This is a genomic window from Lentibacillus juripiscarius (assembly GCF_042685205.1).
GTDB lineage: Bacteria > Bacillota > Bacilli > Bacillales > Amphibacillaceae > Lentibacillus > Lentibacillus juripiscarius.
This window is the reverse complement of record NZ_JBHUNA010000028.1, coordinates 1-24,558: the sequence shown is the minus strand read 5'-3', so window position 1 is coordinate 24,558 and position 24,558 is coordinate 1. Positions and strand designations below refer to the sequence as shown.

Annotated in this window: 27 protein-coding genes and 1 pseudogene; 19 read left to right on the top strand and 9 right to left on the bottom strand. The window is 45.1% G+C overall.

From position 1 onward, the window contains the following. Positions 1-202: 202 nt before the first annotated feature. Positions 203-1,159 (bottom strand): iron-hydroxamate ABC transporter substrate-binding protein, encoded by a 957-nt coding sequence (locus tag ACFSUO_RS12545; protein WP_382394586.1) that lies wholly within the window; start codon positions 1,157-1,159, stop codon positions 203-205. Between the two features lie 148 nt (positions 1,160-1,307). On the opposite strand from ACFSUO_RS12545, the gene ACFSUO_RS12540 reads away from it, so the two are divergent. The 3 genes from ACFSUO_RS12540 to ACFSUO_RS12530 all read left to right on the top strand — a co-directional run bounded on the left by ACFSUO_RS12540 (position 1,308) and on the right by ACFSUO_RS12530 (position 4,960). Continuing rightward, positions 1,308-2,327 carry a FecCD family ABC transporter permease gene (locus ACFSUO_RS12540; protein WP_382394584.1) on the top strand — a complete coding sequence of 340 codons (1,020 nt, stop codon included), beginning with the start codon at positions 1,308-1,310 and terminating at the stop codon, positions 2,325-2,327. Continuing rightward, positions 2,324-3,340, top strand: coding sequence for a FecCD family ABC transporter permease (locus tag ACFSUO_RS12535; RefSeq protein ID WP_382394582.1), 1,017 nt, complete (start codon positions 2,324-2,326; stop codon positions 3,338-3,340). Before ACFSUO_RS12540 ends, ACFSUO_RS12535 begins: the two co-directional genes overlap by 4 nt. A 123-nt stretch (positions 3,341-3,463) precedes the next feature. Next, the gene (locus ACFSUO_RS12530; protein WP_382394580.1) at positions 3,464-4,960 is read left to right on the top strand and encodes an alpha-amylase family glycosyl hydrolase; all 1,497 of its coding nucleotides are present in this window, start codon (positions 3,464-3,466) and stop codon (positions 4,958-4,960) included. A gap of 37 nt (positions 4,961-4,997) precedes the next feature. Here ACFSUO_RS12530 and yppF read toward each other — a convergent pair whose 3' ends face one another. Next, complete coding sequence (gene yppF, locus ACFSUO_RS12525; RefSeq protein WP_382394578.1) at positions 4,998-5,183, bottom strand: YppF family protein; 186 nt, start codon at positions 5,181-5,183, stop codon at positions 4,998-5,000. A 235-nt stretch (positions 5,184-5,418) separates the two neighbouring features. Here yppF and ACFSUO_RS12520 point away from each other — a divergent pair, with 235 nt between their 5' ends. The 7 genes from ACFSUO_RS12520 to narI all read left to right on the top strand — a co-directional run bounded on the left by ACFSUO_RS12520 (position 5,419) and on the right by narI (position 13,017). Continuing rightward, positions 5,419-5,835 (top strand): hemerythrin domain-containing protein, encoded by a 417-nt coding sequence (locus tag ACFSUO_RS12520; RefSeq protein ID WP_382394576.1) that lies wholly within the window; start codon positions 5,419-5,421, stop codon positions 5,833-5,835. Positions 5,836-5,857: 22 nt separating this feature from the next. Next, positions 5,858-6,172 carry a hypothetical protein gene (locus tag ACFSUO_RS12515; protein WP_382394574.1) on the top strand — a complete coding sequence of 105 codons (315 nt, stop codon included), beginning with the start codon at positions 5,858-5,860 and terminating at the stop codon, positions 6,170-6,172. 16 nt (positions 6,173-6,188) lie between these two features. Beyond that, positions 6,189-6,482: a hypothetical protein gene (locus ACFSUO_RS12510; RefSeq protein ID WP_382394572.1), complete on the top strand. Its 294-nt coding sequence runs from the start codon at positions 6,189-6,191 to the stop codon at positions 6,480-6,482. Then, positions 6,463-10,146: a nitrate reductase subunit alpha gene (locus tag ACFSUO_RS12505; RefSeq protein WP_382394590.1), complete on the top strand. Its 3,684-nt coding sequence runs from the start codon at positions 6,463-6,465 to the stop codon at positions 10,144-10,146. Before ACFSUO_RS12510 ends, ACFSUO_RS12505 begins: the two co-directional genes overlap by 20 nt. Beyond that, positions 10,136-11,632: a nitrate reductase subunit beta gene (gene narH / locus ACFSUO_RS12500; RefSeq protein WP_382394570.1), complete on the top strand. Its 1,497-nt coding sequence runs from the start codon at positions 10,136-10,138 to the stop codon at positions 11,630-11,632. Before ACFSUO_RS12505 ends, narH begins: the two co-directional genes overlap by 11 nt. Beyond that, positions 11,633-12,226 carry a nitrate reductase molybdenum cofactor assembly chaperone gene (locus tag ACFSUO_RS12495; RefSeq protein WP_382394568.1) on the top strand — a complete coding sequence of 198 codons (594 nt, stop codon included), beginning with the start codon at positions 11,633-11,635 and terminating at the stop codon, positions 12,224-12,226. Positions 12,227-12,321: 95 nt separating this feature from the next. After that, the gene (narI, locus tag ACFSUO_RS12490) at positions 12,322-13,017 is read left to right on the top strand and encodes a respiratory nitrate reductase subunit gamma (RefSeq protein WP_382394566.1); all 696 of its coding nucleotides are present in this window, start codon (positions 12,322-12,324) and stop codon (positions 13,015-13,017) included. A gap of 40 nt (positions 13,018-13,057) precedes the next feature. On the opposite strand, the gene ACFSUO_RS12485 is transcribed toward narI, so the two are convergent. Continuing rightward, positions 13,058-13,348, bottom strand: coding sequence for a hypothetical protein (locus ACFSUO_RS12485; RefSeq protein ID WP_382394564.1), 291 nt, complete (start codon positions 13,346-13,348; stop codon positions 13,058-13,060). A 66-nt stretch (positions 13,349-13,414) separates the two neighbouring features. Continuing rightward, on the bottom strand, positions 13,415-14,275 hold the full coding sequence (locus tag ACFSUO_RS12480) for a DegV family protein (RefSeq protein ID WP_382394562.1): 861 nt from the start codon (positions 14,273-14,275) through the stop codon (positions 13,415-13,417). Positions 14,276-14,400: 125 nt separating this feature from the next. Between ACFSUO_RS12480 and ACFSUO_RS12475 the strand changes: the two genes are divergently transcribed. Beyond that, positions 14,401-15,243: a YitT family protein gene (locus tag ACFSUO_RS12475; RefSeq protein ID WP_382394560.1), complete on the top strand. Its 843-nt coding sequence runs from the start codon at positions 14,401-14,403 to the stop codon at positions 15,241-15,243. A 653-nt stretch (positions 15,244-15,896) separates the two neighbouring features. After that, positions 15,897-16,334: a hypothetical protein gene (locus ACFSUO_RS12470; RefSeq protein WP_382394558.1), complete on the top strand. Its 438-nt coding sequence runs from the start codon at positions 15,897-15,899 to the stop codon at positions 16,332-16,334. A gap of 76 nt (positions 16,335-16,410) precedes the next feature. On the opposite strand, the gene ACFSUO_RS12465 is transcribed toward ACFSUO_RS12470, so the two are convergent. The 4 genes from ACFSUO_RS12465 to ACFSUO_RS12450 form a co-directional block, all read right to left on the bottom strand. Then, entirely contained in the window at positions 16,411-16,674 is a 264-nt protein-coding gene (locus ACFSUO_RS12465) for a NifU N-terminal domain-containing protein (RefSeq protein ID WP_382394556.1), read from the bottom strand. 211 nt (positions 16,675-16,885) lie between these two features. Next, positions 16,886-17,086: a DUF3813 family protein gene (locus ACFSUO_RS12460; protein WP_382394554.1), complete on the bottom strand. Its 201-nt coding sequence runs from the start codon at positions 17,084-17,086 to the stop codon at positions 16,886-16,888. Next, positions 17,087-17,236: a hypothetical protein gene (locus ACFSUO_RS12455; RefSeq protein WP_382394552.1), complete on the bottom strand. Its 150-nt coding sequence runs from the start codon at positions 17,234-17,236 to the stop codon at positions 17,087-17,089. Between the two features lie 159 nt (positions 17,237-17,395). After that, the gene (locus tag ACFSUO_RS12450) at positions 17,396-18,229 is read right to left on the bottom strand and encodes a Cof-type HAD-IIB family hydrolase (RefSeq protein WP_382394550.1); all 834 of its coding nucleotides are present in this window, start codon (positions 18,227-18,229) and stop codon (positions 17,396-17,398) included. Between the two features lie 277 nt (positions 18,230-18,506). Here ACFSUO_RS12450 and ACFSUO_RS12445 point away from each other — a divergent pair, with 277 nt between their 5' ends. From ACFSUO_RS12445 to moaD, 5 genes are all read left to right on the top strand, one after another. Then, on the top strand, positions 18,507-19,268 hold the full coding sequence (locus ACFSUO_RS12445; RefSeq protein ID WP_382394548.1) for an alpha/beta fold hydrolase: 762 nt from the start codon (positions 18,507-18,509) through the stop codon (positions 19,266-19,268). A gap of 108 nt (positions 19,269-19,376) precedes the next feature. After that, positions 19,377-19,688 (top strand): metal-sulfur cluster assembly factor, encoded by a 312-nt coding sequence (locus ACFSUO_RS12440; protein ID WP_382394546.1) that lies wholly within the window; start codon positions 19,377-19,379, stop codon positions 19,686-19,688. A gap of 112 nt (positions 19,689-19,800) precedes the next feature. Beyond that, a complete protein-coding gene (gene mobB / locus ACFSUO_RS12435) occupies positions 19,801-20,301 on the top strand; it encodes a molybdopterin-guanine dinucleotide biosynthesis protein B (protein ID WP_382394544.1) in 501 nt (166 codons plus the stop codon). Then, positions 20,298-20,774: a molybdenum cofactor biosynthesis protein MoaE gene (locus ACFSUO_RS12430; protein WP_382394542.1), complete on the top strand. Its 477-nt coding sequence runs from the start codon at positions 20,298-20,300 to the stop codon at positions 20,772-20,774. Before mobB ends, ACFSUO_RS12430 begins: the two co-directional genes overlap by 4 nt. Continuing rightward, entirely contained in the window at positions 20,767-21,000 is a 234-nt protein-coding gene (moaD, locus tag ACFSUO_RS12425; protein WP_382394588.1) for a molybdopterin converting factor subunit 1, read from the top strand. Before ACFSUO_RS12430 ends, moaD begins: the two co-directional genes overlap by 8 nt. Positions 21,001-21,350: 350 nt before the next feature. Here moaD and ACFSUO_RS12420 read toward each other — a convergent pair whose 3' ends face one another. Further along, positions 21,351-21,617 carry a PepSY domain-containing protein gene (locus ACFSUO_RS12420; RefSeq protein ID WP_382394540.1) on the bottom strand — a complete coding sequence of 89 codons (267 nt, stop codon included), beginning with the start codon at positions 21,615-21,617 and terminating at the stop codon, positions 21,351-21,353. 152 nt (positions 21,618-21,769) lie between these two features. Here ACFSUO_RS12420 and ACFSUO_RS12415 point away from each other — a divergent pair. Next, positions 21,770-24,050, top strand: a pseudogene (locus ACFSUO_RS12415) (ATP-binding cassette domain-containing protein). Between the two features lie 147 nt (positions 24,051-24,197). Continuing rightward, a complete protein-coding gene (locus ACFSUO_RS12410) occupies positions 24,198-24,497 on the top strand; it encodes a hypothetical protein (protein WP_382394538.1) in 300 nt (99 codons plus the stop codon). Positions 24,498-24,558 lie beyond the last annotated feature (61 nt).

Below are 24,558 nucleotides of genomic sequence, written 5' to 3'. Positions count from 1 at the left end.
GTATGCCTTAATAGGGCACGTGCGGTTTGATGAGGGGGTAGCCTTGAGAAAGGTTACCCTACTCTATTAGTGAAATCGCTGATCAATATTTCATATAGAATACTCTATTTACTACTACTATCGTATGACACTACAAAAAAGTGCCGTGAGCAGAAAAGCACGACACTTTTTTCCTTTTTTATTCGATTGTAATTATACAAGGTTAATCTGTCAGTGTTTCAAGCACGTCTTCGATGGTTTGTTTGGATGCAATTAAACCGTTATTGGTCCAGTTGCTTGGTTCATGAATGGTGTAAACATTGTCGTTTTTGACCGCGGGTGTGCTTTGCCAGACGGTACTATCTTTTAAAGTTTGCAGTCCTTGTTCTTCTTTTTTGGCTAGCAGAAACACATGGTCTGCTTTTAATTTGGACAGCTTTTCCAGGGAAATGGGGTTCCACTGTGTTTGGGCTTTACCAAGTTCTTTAACAAGGTCTGGCTGGCTGATGCCAAGCTCGGAATAAAGCACCTCCGCACTCTGGCGGTTCTGTTCGAATAAATAAAATTGATCTCCCTTCGCCCATATGGCTGCGACCGTTTCATCACCGATCGCCTTGTTTAATGTTTCTTTTGCATTGGCAACTTTGTCGTCATATTGATCCAGTACTTCTTGCGCCTTTGATTCTTTATCAAATAGCTTACCGAATGTCTTGATTTGCTGGCGCCAATTTTTTGTTGTTTCTTCGGTCATGACATAGGTAGTGGCGATTTTTTGATAGTCTTCATAAGAGCCTTCATAACTGTCAAGAGCGTTTTCCAGGATAATTAGGTCCGGTTCATGGTTCAGCACCTGTTCCTGTGGCATGTTCCACTCCAATTTAGGAATGTCTTTTAGCTGATCTTCCAAATAACCCTGTGTCGTTTCACCAATTGCCCACTTGGCTACCGGTGTAATGCCTAATGCAAGCAAGGCGTCTTCATGGTAGGGGGCGACGACTCGTTCAGTGTTGCTGGGAATGGTTACCTCGCCCATTTTGCTGTCGAGTGTTACTTCGGCAGATTGGTCGTCATTGGTATTACTGGAATCCGAATTGTTATCAGCGCCATTGTCTGAACAGGCGGTGATTAGTAGTGTTACGAACAATAAAATACTGGGTACCAATACACGCGTTTTTAGCATATGTACGTCTCCTCTTATGTTATAATGAATTATCTAACGGTAATGATAATCATTTTCAATTATAATGTCAATTTTTTATCCATTGCAGTGGGGTTCTAATTTCTTTATACTTTTTACTGAGTTATTTTATACATACAGGAGTAAAAAAATGCTATCCCTTATACATCGATCAAAAACTTTGAAACTGATCATAGTGCTTTTGGCAGTTATTGCATTGGTCCTTTCCTTAGGTTTCTCTATATCATTTGGAGCAGCAGATATTCATTTATCAACTGTCTGGCAAGCAATTTTTAACTTTAATGAAGATCTTTCCTCTCATCAAGTGGTTCAAGAGCTGCGCTTGCCTCGAGCGTTTGCTGCAGTGATGGCTGGTGCTTTTTTATCGGTATCTGGTGCTGTCATGCAAGGTTTGACACGCAATCCGCTGGCATCTCCATCCATTATGGGGGTGACGGATGGTGCAGCGTTCGCACTTGTATTAGTAATGGCTTTCTTGCCGGGGGTTACAAACCTTGGTATGACAATGGCTTCATTTGCAGGTGCCGGAATTGCTGTTGTGCTGGTTTTTATGATTGGTTCTTTTTCCACCGGTGGGTTGACGCCGGTTAAACTGGCATTAGCCGGGGTTGCAATAGGGACATTATTAAGTTCGGTTTCGTCAGTAATTGCCCTTCACTTTCAGCTGGAAAAGCAGCTGGGTTTCTGGTTAGCAGGTGGCCTGGCTGGAACGGATTGGGCGTCCAATCAAATTCTGCTTATATCCGGAATAATTGGCATGTTTGTTGCATTAACGATTGCCAAATCAATTACGGTCCTTAACTTGGGGGAGGATGTTGCAGCAGGTCTTGGTCAAAACAATATCTTAATCAAGATTATGGGAATTCTTACGGTTCTTATACTGACTGGTGCGGCTGTATCTGTTGCGGGAGCAGTTGGATTTATAGGTCTTATCGTTCCACACATGACACGTTTTATCATTGGAACTGATTACCGGTGGATTATCCCTGTTTCAGCTTTGTTCGGTGCATTATTGCTGGTTTTATCTGATGTTGTTTCGCGGTTTGTAAATGCACCATATGAAACGCCGGTCGGTGCGATAACTTCCCTTATCGGTGTTCCATTCTTCCTTTATCTTGCCCGCGGCAGCAGTGGGAGTGATAAAAAATGACGAAGGAAAACAAGCGTAAAGCAAGCCGTTTCCCCGGTATAATGATACTACTGTTACTGCTGATCGTCTTAATGTTTTTTATTACATTAGGAACAGGTGTCATCACCATTTCCCCGTCGGATGTTATTCGTACAATCCTGGGAAATGGGACAGACAGACAGGAGCTGGTGTTATTTGACATTCGACTGCCACGAATTATTTTGGCTTTCCTGGTCGGTACAGGTCTAGCGGTATCCGGTGTCATACTGCAAGGCATTACACAGAACGATTTGGCTGAACCAGGCATTTTGGGCATTAATACTGGAGCGGGGTTCGCAGTTGTTTTATTTATTTTCTTTATACAGGATTCCATAGGCGGTGTTTTCTCTGTTTTTATTATGCCGCTATTTGCGCTGGCTGGTGCTTTATTAGCAGCATTCCTTATCTACATATTGGCATGGAAAAATGGTGTGAATCCTATTCGCCTCGTGCTTGTTGGGATAGGCATCAATGCCGGATTTTCTGCAGCGCTGGCTATCCTTCAGCTGAAAATGAATCCACAAGACTTTCGCCAGGCTACCGTATGGCTTTCCGGTGATATTTGGAGTGCTGATTGGACATTTGTTCTGGCCTTATTGCCATGGATCTTGATATTGGTGCCGTTAGCACTGCAAAAGTCGAACATATTAAATGTATTGCGTCTGGGGGACGATATAGCAGCGGGACTTGGGGTGAAGGTGGAGAGAGACCGCCGCTTGCTGCTGATTATTGCCGTCTCCCTTGCCGGAGCGAGCGTTGCTGCCGGGGGTGCGATAACCTTTCTTGGACTCGTTATACCACATATAGCCAGAAAAGTTATTGGCCCATTGCATCACTATATTATTCCAGTTTCAGCTTTGATGGGCGGACTGCTGTTAATGGTTTCTGATACAATTGGAAGAAATGTAATGACGCCAACAGAAATACCGGTTGGGATTGTCGTAGCAATTCTTAGTGCCCCGTATTTCGTATATTTGCTAATGAAAGAGAACTGAAGGAGGCGTCGGTCCACCTAAAATATGAAGTATTTTCGACAATGTCGGCCTGCTGATTGACTATTATCCGCAATAGTCAATAATAGAAGAGGAACGTTAATTTTTCCGTGAAGGAGTACATATATGAAACGATTCGTTATACTGCTGGCGGCTTTGTTATTGACCAGTGTTGCAAACCCTGCTGCCGCGCAGGAAAAGGAAGAAACAATAGAAGAGCAGATTTTCTACAATATCCTTGTGGACCGTTTCAACAATGGTGATCAGTCCCTGGATGCCAATATTGACCTGGATGACCCGTCCGCATTTCATGGCGGGGATTTACAGGGAATCATCGATAAACTTGATCATTTGAAGGAGATGGGGTATACCACCCTTATCCTTTCCCCGATTATGGATAATGCCCCTGGCGGCTATCACGGTTATTGGGTGGAGGATTTCCGAAAAGTTGACCCACAATATGGTTCGATGCAGGACCTGAAAAAACTGACAGAAGAAGCGCACAGCCGGGACATGAAGATTGTTCTGGAATTCGTTACCAACTATGTGGCTAAAACACACCCAATGCTTGATGATCCGGATAAGACCGGCTGGGTACAGGAAACGAATGATGACGCGTCACATCGGTGGCTGGGGGAAACAGCAGCCCTCGACCAAACGAACCCAGAAGTCCAAACATTTCTAACGGAAACAGCCGATTTCTGGATAGAGGAAGCAAACATCGACGGTTACCGGTTCCATGCGGCCGATAAAACAAACAAGGGATTCCTGCAGCAGCTGTCGGCACATATCAGTGAACAGGACCCATCGTTTTTCCAGCTTGCCGGTATTCTTGAACCTGACAACTACGAAGGCTCGCTTTCTGAACTGGAAACCATTGACGCTGTCGAAAACAATTCATTGTATAAGCCGATGTCCGACACGCTAGCTAAGCCTGGAGAACCAGTCGAAGCAATTTATGAAGAATGGCGTGCAGATGGAAAGAAGCAGAGCCTGAACTATCTTGATAATAAACACACAAAACGTTTTACCTACAAACTGGTTCAGAACGGTCGAAACCCTCTGACCACATGGAAGCTGGCATTGACTTATCTGTATACTGCTCCGGGTGCACCAATGATCCTGCAGGGCTCGGAAATCCCGATGGCAGGCAAAGATTTTCCGGATATTCAGCGGATGGTGACATGGAACAGTTCGGATGAAGATCTGCAGAAATTCGCCGGACGCATAGCTGCACTGCGCACGGAGTTCCCGGCACTGCAGCGTGGCGATTATGAGCTTGCCGGTTCCGATGGTGCCATGAGTGTATTCAGACGGTCGTATCAAGGGGAAACAGTCTTTATTGCGATAAACAATGATACCCATTCGCGCTCTGTCACTGTGGACGGCGTTTCAGACGGAAAACAGCTGAAAGGGCTGCTCGGTGATAATCTAGTGCGTACTGGAGAGGACGGCAAATTCCGGATTGGACTAGACAGGGAAACCGCAGAAGTCTATGTCGTACAGAATAATAGTGGACTAAATTGGACGATAATTGGGCCAATTGTGGGTGTTTTTCTTATTTTTATAGCCGGAATCATTTATTTGAGCCGGAAACAAAAAAAGCGGGAAGCTGATGCTTAAATGCACAGTTTCTCGCTTTTTTTGTTTCTGTTTGTCATTATGCATATTCATGGGCTGAAATGGCTCCCTGCCGATGCAGGTAATGGTAAACCTTCCAGTAATGGCAAATGTCAATTTGGCCTGTAATATATTTATGCTGATAAAAATCCAATAAGGCGTTGATGGACTCCGGCGGCTCGTTTCGCTCTCCTTCAAAAATGGTTATAAGTTCAAAGATGCTCATCCGGTTCCCTCCTTCCCATTCCGGTTAAGTGGATTTACCGGAAATATATGCTTCGGGTGATAGAATCATGATAGTTTATCGAATTTTTCCGGATGGCCGCTCCTTGATTCCTGAGCATCCAGTTTGCTGCCCCTTCTCTTCAGATGAACAGTCAATCCCAATGGAAAAAAGATCCTGTGTTACCGTATAGTAACTGGAATAACAGGTAATATTAGGTAAAAAGGAGGATGGTGAAATGGCAGGACCGGCATTAAGAAAAGTAGACAGTCATGCTTCCATCCACGAGGCAGCACTGCAGGAGGCAAGAGAGCTTACCAATGTATACGCCAATCTGCTGAAAAGCGGCGAAACGGATAATGCTTTGGAAACCGCTTTCATTTTGCTGGAACACTGGGAAACTCGAACGTTGGCACACGCCGATGCAGAAGAAAAAGGTTTATATAAAGAGATTTCCGAAACTTCACCGGAACTGCATGATCATATTGTTGCCTTAACAAGGGACCATGATCTGCTGCGTTCCCTGGCCCGGGAAATAAACAGCATACTAGAACATGATGGTGCAACATACAGTGCTTTACAGCGTTTTCAAGCATTGATTCTTGTGGATGAAATGCATAATGAAGAAGAAGAAAGAATATTGCCTGAACATTGATGACAGGCTGGAGGTGTAAGAATTGAAAACAGCACAGACAAAACAGAACAGTAAATTGCTGCGTACCATGTATCCCAGTGCGTATCAATTTTTAATAGAGAAACTGAAGGAACACAATATCCACTCGTTCGACGTGCAGGCAACTGCCAAAAAAACAGGTTCCGCATATGAAGTATGCGTCCGATTTGGTGAAGGATTTGGGCAGGAGATGACGTGCAGATTTGCGGAAAAAGCGCTGCGTGAACCTGACGATGATTTTGCAGCGTTTTGTGAAGAGATTCAAAAAACGTGTAAAGAAACACTGATTGCAGACTATTTTAAAATGGTAAAACCATAGAAAGGGAGGGGATTGTTTGTTTCAGTATGAGCAGGAGGCTGCAATGGAAGAGGACCGCGAAGACTTGATTGGACTACTCAAAATGCGGTTTGGAGAATTGGAGCCGCAAGTGATTGAGGCGATCTATCAAATGAATGATTATGAGACGATTGAACGGCTCATTTTGGTTGGGGCGAATGCACCTGACTTTAAGACGTTCCTGGAAGAATTAGAAGAGGGAAAGGGGACGTTCCGGATCGTTGGTGAACGTTTCAATCCGCTTGAATCTATCGCAGGAAATGGTGATGCAGATGGAAAACAGCAGCAATAAACTATTTCAGCATTTGAAATTTTTGAAGCCTGGAAAGCGAATTAATGATGGATGGACCGAGGAAAGCCCCCGGCAGCGTGAATGGGAGAAAATGTACCGGAACAGGTGGGCACATGACAAAGTTGTCCGTTCAACGCATGGTGTAAACTGTACCGGTTCATGCAGCTGGAAAATTTATGTGAAGGACGGCATCATCACCTCAGAAACACAGCAGACCGACTATCCAACAACAGGGGCTGACTTTCCGGAATATGAACCGCGGGGCTGCCCAAGGGGGGCGAGTTTTTCCTGGTATACATACAGCCCGGTCCGTGTGAAATATCCGTACGTCCGCAGTGATCTGTATCGGCTCTGGAAGGATGAACGTGATGCAGGCCATGACCCTGTCACCGCCTGGAAAAATATCACCGGTGACCCGGACAAGCGCCAGCAATATGTCAAAGCACGAGGCAAGGGTGGCTTTGTCAGAGCCGACTGGCGTGATGTCTGTGTCATGATTGCCAGCTCCATTATACATACGATCAAAACGTACGGACCTGACCGTGTCACCGGATTCAGTCCGATTCCGGCAATGTCCATGGTCAGCTATTCCGGGGGAACGCGTTTCTTGTCCCTTATTGGTGGAAATATTTTAAGTTTCTACGACTGGTATGCGGACTTGCCACCAGCTTCCCCGCAAGTTTGGGGCGAGCAGACGGATGTGCCGGAAAGCGGAGACTGGTACAACACGAAATACTTCATTATTTGGGGAACGAACCTCCCGCAGACACGCACACCGGATGCTCATTTCATGGTTGAATCGCGCTACAACGGGACAAAAGTTGTTGGTGTCAGTCCGGACTATGCAGAATATGAAAAGTTTGCCGACATGTGGCTGCCGGCCAGAGCAGGAACGGATGGTGCACTGGCGATGGCCATGACACACGTGATATTAAAAGAGTTTTATGTCGATGACCCGACACCATACTTTATGAATTACGCGAAAAAATTCACCGATTTGCCGTTTCTGATAACAATTGATCAACATGGCAGTGAATACCGTTCTGGCCGATTTCTCCATGCGGACGACTTGAACAGTCAGGAAGAGCTTGGGGAGTGGAAGACAGTCGTTTGGGACTTGAACGCCAATGACACCACTGTGCCGAATGGAACGCAGGGGCACCGCTGGGATGGCGGCAGCAAGTGGAATTTAGAATTGGAAAAGGAAGATGGTACAGCCATTAATCCGGAACTGAGCTTCTTGCACATGGCTGATGAGGAAGTACAGGTGGAATTTCCGTATTTTGCCAAGGAACATGGTGATATTGTCCGGCGTGGTGTGCCCGTGAAACATATTACCGATAAAGCCGGGAATAAGCTTCGCGTCACGACTGTCTATGACCTGATGATGGCACATACAGGTGTAAGCCGCGGGCTGAATGGGGATTATCCAACAGATTATCATGATCCGAAGCCATACACACCAGCGTGGCAGGAAAGCATTACCGGTGTTAGAAAACAGCATGTTATTCAGGTAGCTCGAGAATTTGCCGATAATGCGAAACGGACAGAAGGGAAATCCATGATTGCCATGGGCGGAGGTACAAACCATTGGTTCCATAGTGATCAGATTTACCGGGCGATTTTGAATCTCGTCCTCTTGACGGGTTCCCAAGGGGTAAATGGAGGCGGCTGGGCCCACTATGTCGGTCAGGAAAAAGTCCGCCCTGTTGAAGGATGGCAGACGGTCGCATTTGCCAAAGACTGGGGAAGCGCACCGAGACAGCAAAATGGCACGTCATTCTTCTATTTCGCAACAGACCAGTACCGCTATGAAGAACGGGATGTGATGAAAGATACGGCCTGGGGCGGAAAATATAATGATATGCACCCGGCTGACATTAATGCATTGGCCGCACGTCTTGGCTGGCTGCCATCATATCCGCAGTTCACCCAGAACTCGGTTGATCTTGCAAAAGAAGCCAGGGAAAGCGGTGCGGAAACGGAACAAGATGTCATTCAAAACGTCGTTAATAAAGTAAAGAATGGTGAGGTAGACTGGTCAATTGAAAACCCGGACGATCCTCGGAACTTTCCAAGAGTTTTCTTCAATTGGCGCTCGAATTTGTTAGGGGACAGCGGAAAAGGACATGAGTTTTTCGTCAAGCATTTAATTGGCGGCGATGATCAGGTCATGGCGGAATCAGAAACGTCGTGGCTGCCCGAAACAGTCAATATGAAAGATAAAGGGGCAGAAGGCAAAGCGGATTTGTTCGTCAGTATTGACTTCCGGATGACCAGTTCCGGGCTGTTTTCGGATATTGTGTTGCCGGCAGCGACGTGGTACGAAAAATATGATCTGAGCACGACCGACCTGCATCCGTTTATTCACCCGTTTAACGCAGCAATATCCCCGCCATGGGAGTCGAAAAGTGACTGGGATACGTTCCGTGAAATCAGCAGGGTTTTCTCAGAACTAGCGGAAGAGTATTTACCAGGTGAAACGGAAGAGATTTTAACGTCCCCATTGGGGCATGATACGACGGATGAAATCGCCCAGCCGAGTGGAAAAATTCTCGACTGGCGGAAAGGGGAAACCGAGGCTGTGCCTGGAAAAACGATGCCGAATTTTTCTTTGGTTAAGCGGGATTACCCGAACGTTTACCAGAAAATGACGACAATCGGCCCTGACCTGAAACAAGGGTATGGCATGAAGGGGGTCAAGCTGCCGGGAGCCAAAGTGTATGACGAACTGAAAGAGCGGCTGGGAGTATCCAAACGGGAAGGACTCGGCAAGGGACATCCTGATCTCTATTCAGACATCAAAGCGGCTGAAACGATTTTATTGATGTCCGGGGCAACGAATGGGAGACGAGCGGTAGAAGGCTGGAAATCCATGGAGGAAAAAACCGGCCAGGACTTATCAGATATTGCCAAAGGACATGAGGAAACATCCTATACACTGGCTGATATCACTGCACAGCCGCGTCAGACGATTTCAACACCGGTTTGGAGCGGTCTGGAGAAAGACGGGCGCCGGTACTCTCCATTCACGGTAAATACGGAATACAGTATTCCATGGCGGACGCTGACCGGCAGACAGAGTTTTTACCTTGACCATGAAATGATGCTCGATTTCGGAGAGGGATTGCCGACCTATCTCCCGCCGGTCAATAAAGGACCATATGTCAAAGGCGAGAATGAGCCGGAGCATGAAGAGCCGTCTATCACTGTTCGCTATTTGACTCCGCACCAAAAATGGGGCATTCACACCATGTTTACTGAATCCTCCCCAATGGTTCAGTTGTTCCGGGGCTGGCAGGTTGTCTGGATGAACGAAGAAGACGGAGCATCCATCGGGTTGCATGATAATGACTGGATCGAAGTCTATAACCGGAATGGTGCCATAGCTGCCAGAGTCGTCCTGACATATCGTATACCAAGGGGAACAGCGTATATGTATCACGCACAGGACCGCACAATGGGCGTTCCGGGCACAACGGTTACGAAGAAGCGTGGCGGGACACATAATAGCGTGACACGAATCACACAAAAACCAACCCATATGATTGGTGGTTATTCCCAATTAAGCTATGGGTTCAACTACTACGGAACAACCGGAAGCCAGCGGGATACGATTGCGGTCATCAAACCGATGAAGGAGGTAAATTGGCTTGAGAGTTAAAGCACAAGTTGCAATGGTGATGCACCTGGACAAATGTATCGGCTGCCACACATGCTCCGTTACATGCAAGTCAACATGGACCAATCGTCCGGGGACGGAATATATGTGGTTTAACAACGTCGAAACACGGCCAGGCGTCGGCTACCCGCAGGAATGGGAAAACCAGGATTATTACAAAGGTGGCTGGGAGCTGAAAAATGGTAAGCTCCGGCTGCGGGCGGGTGGCCCAATCACCAAGCTGATGAACATCTTTTACAACCCAAATATGGGAACTATGGACGATTATTACGAACCATGGACGTATGATTATGAACATTTGATTGATAGCCCGAAATCAGAAAACCTGCCAGTGGCCAGACCGAAGTCCATGATTACCGGCAATTACATGGACAAGCCGGAATGGGGGTCGAACTGGGATGACGACCTTGCCGGCGGAAGTGAAGTGGTTTCGCGCGATCCGAACGTGAAAGGACTGCAGGATCACATTGCCATGGAGTATGAAAAGACGTTTATGATGTATCTTCCGCGCATTTGTGAACATTGCCTGAACCCTTCCTGTGTGGCTTCCTGTCCATCAGGGGCCCTATACAAGCGTGATGAGGACGGCATTGTTCTGGTAGACCAGGAGGAATGCCGCGGCTGGCGTTTCTGCATGAACGGGTGTCCGTATAACAAGGTGTATTATAACTGGAATACCCACAAAGCGGAAAAGTGCAATTTCTGCTATCCAAGAACAGAGGCAGGGCTTCCGACTATCTGTTCGGAGACATGTGTCGGACGAATTCGCTATATCGGTGTCGTTCTATATGATGCTGACAGAGTTAAGGCCGCAGCATCGGTTGAAGACCCGCAGGATTTGTATGAGGCACAGTTGAATTGCTTCCTGGATCCGTTTGATGATGACGTCATCAAAGCAGCAAAAGAAGCCGGCATTAATGAGGAGTGGATTAAAGGCGCACAAGAATCGCCTATTTATAAGATGGCGATGAAGTGGAAAATCGCGCTTCCGCTGCATCCAGAATACCGTACACTGCCGATGGTTTGGTATGTGCCGCCACTCAGCCCGATTATGAACCATATTACAAATGAGGAGGAGCTTAATACGGATGGCTATATCCCGGCCGTCGACCAGATGCGGATTCCAATCAGTTATTTGGCTTCGCTTCTCTCTGCAGGTGATACGTCTGTCATCCGGAAAGTCCTTCTGAAACTGACAGCCATGCGTGTACACATGCGTTCTGTTAATGTTGGCGGAATTGATGAGCTTGGCAAAAGCAAATTGCTGGAAGAGGCAGGGACGGATGTAGAAACGATTGAGGAGATGGCACGTCTCTTAGGAGTGGCGAAGTACGATGAACGCTTTGTCATTCCAACCGGTCGCAGGGAAATGGATGATGACCTGCATTACCGCCAGGGGGCATGCAGTCTGGAAGACCTTGCACCACCAGAAGGAATGGTAACGTATCCGTTTGAAAGGGGAAATTAAATGAAAGCCTATCAACAGACAGTGTTAATGGCTGCCTCACGCCTGCTCGGTTATCCAACACGTGAAGACCTGTATGACGTGGAGACCCTAGTGAAAACAATGGACGGTCCGGAATCGGTCAAGCAGATGCTCCGGGATGCGGCAGAGTCTATCTGCCGCAAGCCGCTCCATGATTTAGAGGAGCTGTATGTGGCCACATTTGATTTGAATGAAAAAGCAGGCCTGTATCTTTCTGCACACGAGTTCGGCGACAGCCCGAAACGCGGCGCAGCGCTCATTAAGCTGCAGAAGACAGTCAACCAGGCCGGGTATGAACGGGTCGGTGATGAATTGGCCGATTATATCCCGATGCTGTATGAACTCATCGCCGTCACAAGCGACGATGTGAACCATGAGCGGCTGCTCAAACGTCTTGGTGCAGTCACACAGCGGATTTTTAACCACTTGCCGGAAACGAACCCGTATTATGGTATTTTTTCCGTTCTGATGCAGGAGATTTTCGAACAGCCATCGGAATCTGACTTGGAAAAAATGGAGCGGGAGCGTGAAGAAGCGGATCTCGAGGAACTGCCATACCCGATTATGTATAACTGATGCCGGCGGATCCGGCGCATTCGCTGCACTGATACAACTGGCTAGCTTGATGAAACAAATTGCTACCCAACCAACAGCAGGAAGGAGGTGGGATGATGGAAGCTATATTTTGGTGGGTTATTTTTCCGTACATCGCCCTGGCTATCATGATTTTTGGAAGCATTTATCGTTTTGCACACAGGCAACTGACGTGGGTTGCGCCGTCAACGGAGTTTTTTGAGAAAAAATGGCTGAAGATCGGGTCACCGCTGTTTCATTATGGGCTGCTATTTGCGTTTATAGGTCATGTGATGGGGATGGTTATTCCACAGGGATTTTATCATTGGATTGGTGTGTCAGATCACATGTATCATATCTTGGCAATTTACGCCGGGGGTCTCGCCGGGCTGATGGTCGTTGCCGGTGCCGTCATTTTGCTTATCCGCAAAATGACCATTGACAGAGTCCGGGTGCATGCCACATTTGCAGACTTTTTTTCCGTGATCAGCCTAATTATTGTCGCCGGCCTCGGTGTTTATGTGACGCTTGTGTACAACACAACCGTTGTTGCTTATGAATACCGGGAAACCATTGGCCCTTGGTTCCGCAGCTTGTTTGTTTTCCAGCCGAAGTATGAGCTAATGCGAGCAGTTCCATTCGTATTCCAGCTGCATGTGATTACGGCGTTTGCATTGTTTGCATCTATTCCGTTCACACGGCTCGTCCATTTGTACAGTGCACCTGTGCATTATCTGAACCGGCCGTACCAGCAGTACCGGTCAAGATCCGCCTTTAAACGGAAAGGAATTTAATCTATGCACGGTTCTGCCGTGAAAAAAAGGTATCCGCGTCCTACTGGATATCTTTTTCGTTTTCCGGTTGATAATGGCCGGCAACCGGTTGATATTTTTGTTTTTCGGTTGATTCCCGCCCGCAACCGGTTGATATATTCGTTTTCCGGTTGATAATGGCCGGCAACCGGTTGATATTTTTGTTTTCCGGTTGATTCCTGCCCGCAACCGGTTGATATTTTTGTTTTCCGGTTGATTCCCGCCCGCAATCGGTTGATATATTCGTTTTTCGGTTGATATTCGCCCGCAGCTGGTTGATATTTTTGTTTTTCTGGTTGATTCCCGCCCGCAACCGGTTGATATGATGCTGCCATAATCCAGAAAAAAACTGACCCGGTATTTCCGGATCAGCTCTCGTTTATTTATATGGACTGTTTAAAAAGAACAAGGCAATTGTGCCGGGGCCAGCGTGTGCGCCGATTGTTGCTCCGACCATTTCAATCAGAATTGCGTCGGTGCCGAATCTTTCTTTAATCATGTCTGCCAGCTTCTCTGCAGTCTCCAAATCATCACCATGACTGATGCCAATGGTCTGATTGGAAAAATCCGTGCCGCGCTCTTCCATGATTTCGAGCATCCGTTTCAGTAATTTTTTGGAGCCGCGTATTTTTTCCAGTGGAACGAGTTTGCCGTCTTCTACATGTAGAATCGGTTTAATATTGAGAAATGATCCGACAAATGCGGCTGTTTTGCTGACACGTCCGCCGCGGTATAAATAGTCAAGATCGTCGACAGTGAATATGTGTTCCATATGGTTTGCATGGTAACGGGCGGTTTCAATAATTTCATCAGTACTTGCTCCGTCTTTGGCAAGTTTGGCTGCACGAAGAATGATAAGTCCATAGCCGATGGATGCACATTTTGTGTCGATGACATGCAAATCAGCATCCGGCCATGTCTCTTTCACTTCCTGTTCCATCATTTTGGCTGTCTGGAAGGTGCCTGACAGCCCGGATGAAAAGGCTAAATACACTAACGGTTGATTCGCTTCGGCGTATGATGTGAAAATAGTTTTAAAGGTCTGCGGAGATACTTGGGATGTTTTTGGGCTTTTTCCTTCCCGCATGGCTTCATAGACGGATTTTGGCTGTATTTCTTTGCCGTCTTCCAATTCCTGTCCATCAAGATGAACGGTTAATGGTACCATTTCAATGTTATATGCTTTATAATGTTCCTCGGATAAGTCACATGCAGAATCAGCGAGAATGACGGTATTCATTTTTTCACCTACATTTCGATTTTGAAATATGTGTGTTTCCTTTAGTTTAAATCGACAGGAAAGGATAGTCAAAGAAAGTTATGGGATGCAGGGGTAGGATTGGACAATGTGAGAGGAGGGAAATGATGTTTCTAGTTGAGGCAAAGCGGATTGTTATTGTGATATTCGGAGCTGTTCTGAATGCCCTGTCACTGAACTTTTTCCTAATTTCGGCGAATGTTTATGCGAGTGGCTTCACGGGTGCTGCGCAGCTCATTTCGAGTATTTTTAACGATTTTATCGGGATTGGGCTGTCCACTGGTATTATTTTGTTTGTGCTAAATATTCCGGTTGCAGTGCTCGGCTGGTTTAAGGTTGGAAAAGGGTTTACCATCTATAGTGTCATATCGGTTATCGTCACGACAATCTTTTTGGAGGTTTTGCCAGTTGTGGCGCTTTCTGAGGACATTATATTAAATGCTGTATTTGGCGGTGTTCTTGGCGGTGCCGGTGTCGGGATTACGCTGAAGCATGGTGCCTCAACCGGTGGGATGGACATTGTGGCGATGGTATTATCCCGCATGAAAGACAAGCCGATCGGCACCTATTTTTTGACGCTCAATGCAATCATTATTGCCATGGCGGGTATCTTGTATGAGCCGGAAAACGCATTGTATACATTGCTGACACTGTATGTCACGACACGCGTCATTGATGCGCTCCATACACGGCATGAAAAAGTGACCGCAATGATTATTACACATAAGGCGGAAGAGTTGCAGAAAGCAATCCATGATACAATGGTCCGCGGAATCACTATTCTTCCGGCCAAAGGTGCATACTCACGAGAGGATAAAAACATGATGTACCTTGTTGTCACAAGGTATGAATTGTATGATCTGGAACGGATTATTGGCGAGGTTGATCCGAACGCGTTCACCAATATTGTGCAGACAACGGGTATATTCGGATTCTTCCGGCGGGATTAAGAATATCAGGATGTTTTCGTAAACTTCAGAGGTGATATAAACTGCGACGAAGTAAAGATCACTTTCGCGACGTTAGTTTTAGTGATGATTGAGTGCTTGGATTTCGCTCCGGCAGAATACTTCGCTTTCACCCACAGGGCATAAGCGCGACATCTGCTCATCTTGCTTTTCGCAGTGTCTTCTTTACCGCGGGCACGGCTTCAGCCTCCGTGGCGGAAAACCGCCGCTGCTCAGGTCTAGACACGTGCTGTTCCCGCAGGAGTCTACGTATTTTGCCTACGCTGGTAGTGGTGTTCTGATTAACGTTTACTTATTACTTTTTGCCCATTTCAAGCAATGGCGCAACATAGTGAAGGAAATGCACGTAGACTCCTGCGGGAAAGCGAAGACGATGAGACCCCGCAGTGAGTGGTTTTCTCACGAGGAGGCTCATCGCGAGCTTAGCGGCAAAGAAGACACTGCGAAAACGAACAACGTGAGTTTGAGCAGATGTCGCGCTTGTACCCGGAGTGGTGAAAGCGAAGTGTATTTCTGGAACGGTGGTCCAACCATCTTTTCAATCTACGTCGCAGTTTATAAATTGTTAAGCAGGAATTCTTTAGAGCGAAGCAAAATCAACAGTCTTTTAGAACAAATAAAAGGAGTAATCAATGATGCGAAAGTGGGCGTTTATCGCGTTTGCAGCCATTGTACTGACGGCATGCAGCAATGCGGATGAATCGGTTGAAGAAAAAGAAACAGACAATGCACAAAACCAGAACGAGCAGGCAGAAGACACAACGACGGTTACATTCAGAAAAATGGACGTAACAGTGGAGGAAGATACGATTCAGCTGTCCGGCGAGGCACAAACAGATGCGAACAACATTTATTTCACCTTCAAACAGGGAGATAATGTACTGGTGGATGACAACCAGATTGAACTGGAAAAGAATGAACAGGGATGGGCGTCTTTTTCGATTGGACTGGAACTTAACGAAAAGATAAAAAATACAGAGGAAGTCCCGATTGTCATATTGTATGGCAAAAATGACAGTGGGGAAAAAATGGATAAGAATCACGTCCCTGTCGACCTGAGTTCACTGGAGTGAGGGATGCAAGAGAACGAAAAAAGACAGCAGTCTGTGTACTGCTGTCTTTATGTATCCATTAACAGGTTTCTGTGTCTTAGTACCCGTATTTTTCAAAAACTTCCATTACCTGTGGCTGAACCTCGTCCCATTCCACATCAAAACCTTTATTTACTGTAATAAAGTTCTGATAGCCAAAGACGTTATCGACACCGTTCAGTTCCATTAGGTCATTTAAAATGGCATGTTCACTTGTATCTCCGGGCATAACCGAAATGCTGCTTTCACCTTGAAAAATAAGGCTGTCCGTTGTGAATTTAAGCGCATTTGGGTTCGGTGTAGACTCCGCTCTTACTCCCATGTTCATTCCCTCCATCATTATCCATACTTGATTTTTATCATAGCATAAAAACGGACAAAAAGAAAAGAAAAAACACCCTTATTCGACAAAGGTGAATAAGGGTGATGCTCGTGTGTGTTATAATCCCCGCTTCATCCTAATGATGTGCGCAGAATCCGTAACCCACCGTGCATTTTTTTGATTTGTTCAAGCTCAGCAAATGTTGTGGAGGTTATTGCAATTGGTTTTTTTGCTGCAATTGCTGTTCAAGCTGTTGTAGCTGCTGCTGTTCTTCAGAGGATGCCTGGTTTTTCGCAGCCTGGATAGCGTTTTGTGCCGCCTGCTTTTCCTGCTGGTTCGCATTGGCTTTATTGTTTGCCAGAGCATTGACTGCTTCTCGGGCCCGCTGCATCATGTTGTTTTGCTGTTGCATTTAAAACCCTCCCATTGGATTGCTGTCCGATTTCTCCCGTTCACGTTCGGCTTCTGAATAACGCATTTTGTACGGGAATCGTTCAGCATGTTGTCTGACAGAGTCTTCACTGTTCTGGCTGAAGCGTCTTGATTTACTATGCTTTCCCATCGGTAACTCCCCCCGCGGAATGCCTTACCGGGTCTCATGGATTTCATGGATCCGGCAGAATCCTGCATTGATGGAACTGCAGCCTATAATGAAGTGAACGCCTTTGGAAGCGTTCATTTGTAGTTTGACCTGATTGTCGTCAGCTATGTCAGGAAAAATTTAGATGGTTTTCGGCTGGAGTTTTAAATAATCCTCAAGAAAAAGGCTGATCCCATCTTGCTCATTTGTGTCAGTCACATGTTTGGCAACGGCTTTTAATTCATCAATCGCATTGCCCATAGCTACACCGGTACCGGCATAACCAAGCATTTCAAGGTCATTGTCTTCATCGCCAAATGCAATAATCCGATCTTTTGGGATATGATAATAATAAGCGACTTTTTCAAGACCGACTGCTTTGTTGAGCCCCTTCTTAACGATTTCGATAATATTCCACGGCGCGCCCCATTTCCGGTGTTCAATCAGTTCTGCGTGGTAATCATCCAAGTGCGTCCGGATGGATTGAATATTTTCTTTTTTCGGGTGGATTAGCAGTGATGTCGGATCATCCTCCAGTTTGTTTTTCAAGCTGCCGATGGTGAATGGGGAGTCCTGGCGAGTTGCTTGAAATATGTCGATGATTTGCTCATCATACCGATCTAAGTAAACATTGTCCATCACTTCTGCCACAATATTATGAACCGTCAGATCATAGCAGGCACTGATGATCTTTTGCGCAGTCCTTATTGGCATTGGATTGTGCAGCACATCCCATTTGTCATCTGTTGGGTGGTGGATCAGCGCCCCATTGAAATTGACCATCGGTGTGTTCAGCCCAAGTTCATAGTAATAATCAATGCTGGCGCGGTGCGGTCGTCCGGTGGCAATGACGACGATGTGACCGTCTTCTATAGCTTTTTGAAGCGTCCGTTTGTTTCGTTCGCTGATGGTTTTATCATCCGTCAGCAACGTGCCATCCAAATCCACTGCGATTAAATGCTGTTTTATTTCCATTATTTTTCACCTCGTATGCTCTTTAGTTTACCACGCATTAACGGGCTGTAAAACCCCCACCTCTATACAATCAGAAAGACAGAAACGTGAAGGTGGGGGATAAACAGCCCGTAAATTCCTGATTCGTTCAACTAACAATCAGTGGGAGATAAAAACTCCCACTGATTGACGTTTCACTTTATAAGGCTTACTGTAATATGTAAAGGATACGTTTGCATTTTACAAAAACTTCATATTATGATGATGGGGAACAGCCAACAGAAAGAAGGGAAAAATCATGATCGGGATACAGAACACAACATTGGCATCTATTCCCAGTTTAATCGTTGCCGACCAGGCACAAGAACAAGAAGCGCTGCCGGTACTTACATACTTTCACGGTTTTACCAGTGCCAAAGAACATAATTTGCCGCTTGCATACTTGATGGCCGCCAAAGGCTACCGGGTTATCCTTCCTGACAGCATGTACCATGGGGAGCGGGAAACGGAAATTTCCACCAAGCAAAAGCAAATTTCTTTTTGGAACATTGTTATGCAGAATATCCAGGAACTGAAAAGCATCAAGGAAGCACTAGAAGAAAAAGGCCTTCTGCAGGACGGTCGGTTTGGTGTTGCCGGGACAAGCATGGGCGGTATCACGACTGCTGCGGCTTTGACGGAGTATCCATGGATTCAAACAGCAGGGGTCCTGATGGGGTCTCCGAAGATTACGACCTATGCCAAAACGTTGGTGGACAGCTTCCGAAAAGAAGGCGATCTGCCGGTGAGCGATAACATGATTGAACAGCTGTACGAACAGCTCAAGCGTTATGACTTGTCCGAACACATGGATAAATTGAATCAACGTCCAGTACTGTTCTGGCATGGGGATAGTGATGCCGTCGTGCCGTTCGATCACTCGTATACATTTTATGATGAAGCACGGCAACATTATGCAAATCCGGAAAAAATTCGCTTCATTAAAGAATCAAATCGCGGACACAAGGTGAGCCGCCATGCTATACTGGAGACAGTAAAATGGTTTGAAGAGTACTTGTAGCAGGCTCTATTACACTTGTGAAAATTGGCTGACGTGTGATGCAAATCATTTAAAAATGTACTTGTTTATGTTTAAATAAAGGCAGGAACAATTGAAGGAGGGTTATTCATGGATGAGGCGCTGAAGGAAAACATCATTGGCGGCCTGGAGAATGTCATTGACCCTGAACTGGGAATTGACATTGTGAATCTCGGATTGATTTATAATGTCGACCTGAATGACGAAGGCCTCTGTACCGTTACAATGACACTGACCGCAATGGGCTGCCCACTGGCCGGCCATATCGAGCAAGACGTCCGCCGGTCACTTTCCGATATTCCTGAAATTAAAGAAATTGATGTCAACATTGTCTGGGATCCGCCTTGGGATAAAGATAAAATGTCACGTTATGCAAAAATTGCACTTGGCATTCCGGATTGATGACGGCAGGATTTACAGGAAGGTTGATTCATGTAACAGTGGATCGGCCTTTTTTTGTAACAATGGAAATTATAAATTATGGTTGACCTTAAACGAAGGAAGAGGGTATTGAATGCTGGTTTGTCAGGTTACTGGCTATAAGAATTCCGGAAAGACCTCCGTTATGAACGAATTAATCCGGTACTTTTCCAAAGAAAACCTGAAAGTTGGGTCCCTGAAGCACCATGGTCATGGTGGCGAGCCAGATATGGTGGAAGGAACAGACAGCCAGGGACATCTCGAATCTGGATCCGTCATCAGTGGTGTCCAAGGAGAGAATACCACACAGCTGACAATCTCCATGCCACTGGAACTGGATGAACTGATTCAAATGTACCGCCGATTTCCCCTTGATTTGTTAATGGTGGAAGGCTATAAACAGGCGGCATACCCTAAAATAGTGCTTATTAAGAATGAAGCGGACCTATCGCTTTTGCAGGAGTTATCAGCTATAATAGCCGTAGGAACATGGGATGCGAAAATGGCGGTTAATTTAGACATTCCTGTGTTCGACATGAATAGCCTGGAAACGAACATACCGGCACTCGCTGATTGCATAAGAAGGGATTTATGATGGACAAAAACTATTGGATAACGGAAGAGCCGATTGATCCGGCAGACTGTATTGGGAAAGTTACCCGCAATGAAGCAGGAGCTGTGAACACGTTTATTGGCACTGTCCGTGAGTTTACGAAAGGCAAGCGGACACTTTTTCTCGAGTATCAGGCCTATGTCCCGATGGCTGAAAAGAAGCTGGCACAAATTGGTTCGGAGATACAGGAAAAATGGGGCAATGCCGATATTGCTATTGTCCATAGGATTGGACGGCTGGAAATAACGGACATAGCAGTTGCCATTGCAGTATCAACCCCGCACCGTGCTGATGCATTTGATGCGAGCCGCTACGCCATCGAACGGATCAAAGAAATCGTTCCAATCTGGAAAAAAGAGCATTGGGAAGACGGCACAAAATGGATCGGCGACCAGAAAGAAAATACATCATATGATGCCAAAATTCCTTCCGAGGAGGAGATGCGTGATGATTAATGTCCTGTTTTTTGCCGAACTGCAGGAATCGGCTGGGCGCGATAAGGTTACAGTGGAAGCGGATGGCGTATCTGTGAGTGAACTGAAATCCAGATTGTCATCGACGTATGAACTGAACAATCTGGATTATGCGATGATCGCGGTCAATGAAGAATATTCACAGGAAGACACTGTGGTGAAGAGCGGGGATGTCGTTGCGTTTATTCCGCCTGTGAGCGGGGGATGAGATAAGGATAAGCACCGTTTGGCTTTTGGATCTGGCGGTGTTTTTTCTCTTATTGTTAGTTTCTTCAACAATACGAACGGGCCATTAAAAATGAAAAGGGTGTCGAATATGTTTTTAATTTCCGTAGCAACAATGCTTATCTGGATTGCGGTATCCCGTGAGACTGTAAAACCTTCAAAGGAAATAAACTGGCGAAAAACAATAACTTTAATGTCTACAGGTTCCTTATTAACACTAGTCCTGTCCTTTTCACTCTTTCAAGACATCCCATTTTTAAAATAGTTTTGTTTAAGTTGCCATGAATAAAAAAAACCGCTATATAGAATTACAGCAGTTTTTTTATATTGTTATTAGTCAAGATTGATATCCAGAATCCTACCTGTATTACGATCGACATCCACTTCATATTTCACACCTTGTTGAGTTACGATTTCCACCTCATAAACTTGCATACCGTTCTTTGTATCCAATTCTGCACTAACTACATCCCCAGGAACCTGCTGTACGGCTATATTTATCCCTTCTATAATGTTAATTTGGCGATTCCAATTTTGTCTATAACTATATCCTTGATTTGGCCAGTTCGCATACCCAATTGGACCCCAATAATTATACATAACGATTCCTCCTCAGCGTTAATTATTACTCTTTAGTATGTTATGCATACACTCAGATTAGGTGTTATTCACACCACGTGTCCTTGATTTTTTTACAAGGATTTGGTTATTCTTTGTATTAATGAGTAGATAAAATCAGAAAGGAAGATAAAGTGTCAGAAATAAAAGATGAAATCATTTTAAGAGGACTTAAAGAAAATAATTTAAAAAATGTAGATGTAAACATACCAAAAGAAAAAATCAATGTTTTTACTGGTCTTTCAGGCTCGGGAAAGAGCTCAGTTGTTTTTGATACATTAGCAACAGAAAGCAGAAGGCAAATGACTTTGAATTATCCTCTCTATGTCAGAAATCAAATGCCAAGATACGAAAGACCCCATGCCGATCTTATGCAAAATTTAAGCCCGGTTGTAGTAGTAGAGCAAAGACCTGCAGTAGGCAATTCCCGCTCAACAGTTGGCACCTATATGTATAAATCCATTGATTAGACTTTTGTTCTCACGAATAGGTAATCCATCAATCGATTCTGCTACCGATTTTTCGAGCCAAAGTTCCTTTGGTAGATGTCCAGAGTGTGGTGGATATGGGGAGGTAATTGCCCCAAATCTAAATAAGTTTATTGATTACGACAAGTCACTTCGAGATTATGCAGTGAAGTTTAAACCATTATCACCTTCAGGTTGGCAAGGCAGATGGATGATGACTGGCGGACTATTCGATCCGGATAAACCGATAAAAGACTATTCCGAAGAAAGTTTTAGCCTATTAATATATGGTCCTCCGGAAGGCGAAAGAGTCTTTGCACCGTTTCATACCAAACATGGACCTCAAGATCATGAGTGGGATGGGTTATTGCCCAGATTTACGCGCCTTTATATAAATAGAGATATCTCAAAGTTAAAACAAGTATCTCAAGATGACGTCTTAGCAGTATCCACACATTCTTTATGCCCGACCTGCCAGGGTTCAGGCCTGAATCCAAAAGTGTTGGAATGTAAAATAAATGGCTTAAATATTGCAGAATACGATCAATTAGAACTTACAGAATTACTGGAAGAACTAACTAAAATAAAAGATCCTATCGGCGAATCTATAGCACTACAGGCAATCCCACATATAAAACAACTAGTTGAATTAGGATTAGGATATTTAAGCCTATCAAGAAAAATGGGTACCCTGCCCGGCGGTGAAGCTCAAAGGGTGAAAATCGCTCGTCATTTAGGGAGCAGTCTAAACAATATCACATACATTTTCGACGAACCAAGTGCAGGACTCCATCCAGAAGAAGTAGATATGTTAATACAGATGCTAAAAAGTATAAAAGATCACCATAATACCGTAATGGTCATTGAGCACGATCTGTCGGTCATAAAAGCAGCAGATGAAATAATAGAGATGGGCCCGGGAGCAGGTGTCAATGGAGGAGAAGTTGTCTATCAGGGAAAGCTGGAAGGATTAAAAAACTCTAAGGCTGCAACAACCCTCAACCACGAGCTGAAAATAAACAAACATCCAAGGGAAATAGAAAGTTATTTTACAATAAACAGAGCAAGTCATAACAACTTAAAAGAAATAAGCGTCAATATTCCTAAACATGTCTTAGTCTCTATATGTGGTGTCTCTGGTTCAGGTAAAAGCTCCTTAATGTTGGAAGCCTTCCCAGAAAGTTATCCAGAAACCATCATGGTAGGTCAAGGCAGTATAGGCATCTCCAGCCGTTCGACACTCGCGACATATATGGGCATCATGGATGATATCCGCACCATATTTTCAAAAGAGACAGGACAACCAGCGGGTTTGTTTAGCTTTAACTCCTTGGGCGCATGTCCTTACTGCAAAGGAAAAGGCGTCACGACCCCTGACGTCGCATTTGCAGATCCGGTGACTATTCGCTGTGAGGCATGTTACGGCATGAGATATTCAGACGAAGCATTGTCATATCGCTATCGCGGTAAAAATATAGCGGAGATTTTAGAGTTAACGATAGACGAGGCTATGAACGACTTTAACATGCCCAAGATCATAAAAAGAATGAATACGCTAAAAGACGCAGGATTAGGGTATCTAACCTTAGGACAGACGACAAGTTCTCTCAGCGGCGGAGAAGTTCAGCGTCTAAAACTGGCAAGCCACTTACAAAAAGAAGGACAAATTTACATATTAGATGAACCATCCTTAGGACTGCACATAAAAGATAATGGAAAACTCTTAGACGTATTTCAAAGCCTTGTCAACAGAGGCAATTCCGTTATCATTATCGAACACAATCCGGACTTTATAGCAGCGAGCGACTGGGTCATCGAATTAGGTCCAGGCGGAGGAAAACAAGGTGGACATATGATATTTGAAGGCACACCGGAAGAGATGTTATCGGCAGACACATTGACAGCGCAAGGCTTAAAGGATGGAGTTGCAGAACATCGGGAGAGCTAGATTGAATAGTGCGTTCTCATGTAGCGAACAGTGCCAGGCACCGTTCGATTAAGATCAGCGCCCATTTTTCATCTAATGAGTCATTTTTCTGAATAGGTTGTGTTAAAATTGAATTAGGATATTACTGTTTTTAAGGGGGGTCATTTGTTGGAATTGGAAGAGAAAGATGGTTACTTTACAGCCAATAACGCTGAAGAATTGCTTTCCGCGTTAAAGAATAAAGAATCTCATATTATAATTCAGGAAGACTTTAAAAAAGAGTTTGAGGAAAACACGCAACTGCCACTTACGGAAAATGAACAAATGGGATTTCAACTGGGATTCCGCGGTACAGCAGGTATTTGGGGAGAAATTATTTTTCAAGTTATTAATAAATTCAGCAAGGGAAGTAGACAACAAAAGAAAATTGACAGCAAGCTCCGCAAATACAGCTTAAAAAAATCCTAAATTGCAATAGTAAATGCAACACCCTTTGTGAAACCGCTATATAAGGTTTTCCTTGTAATTT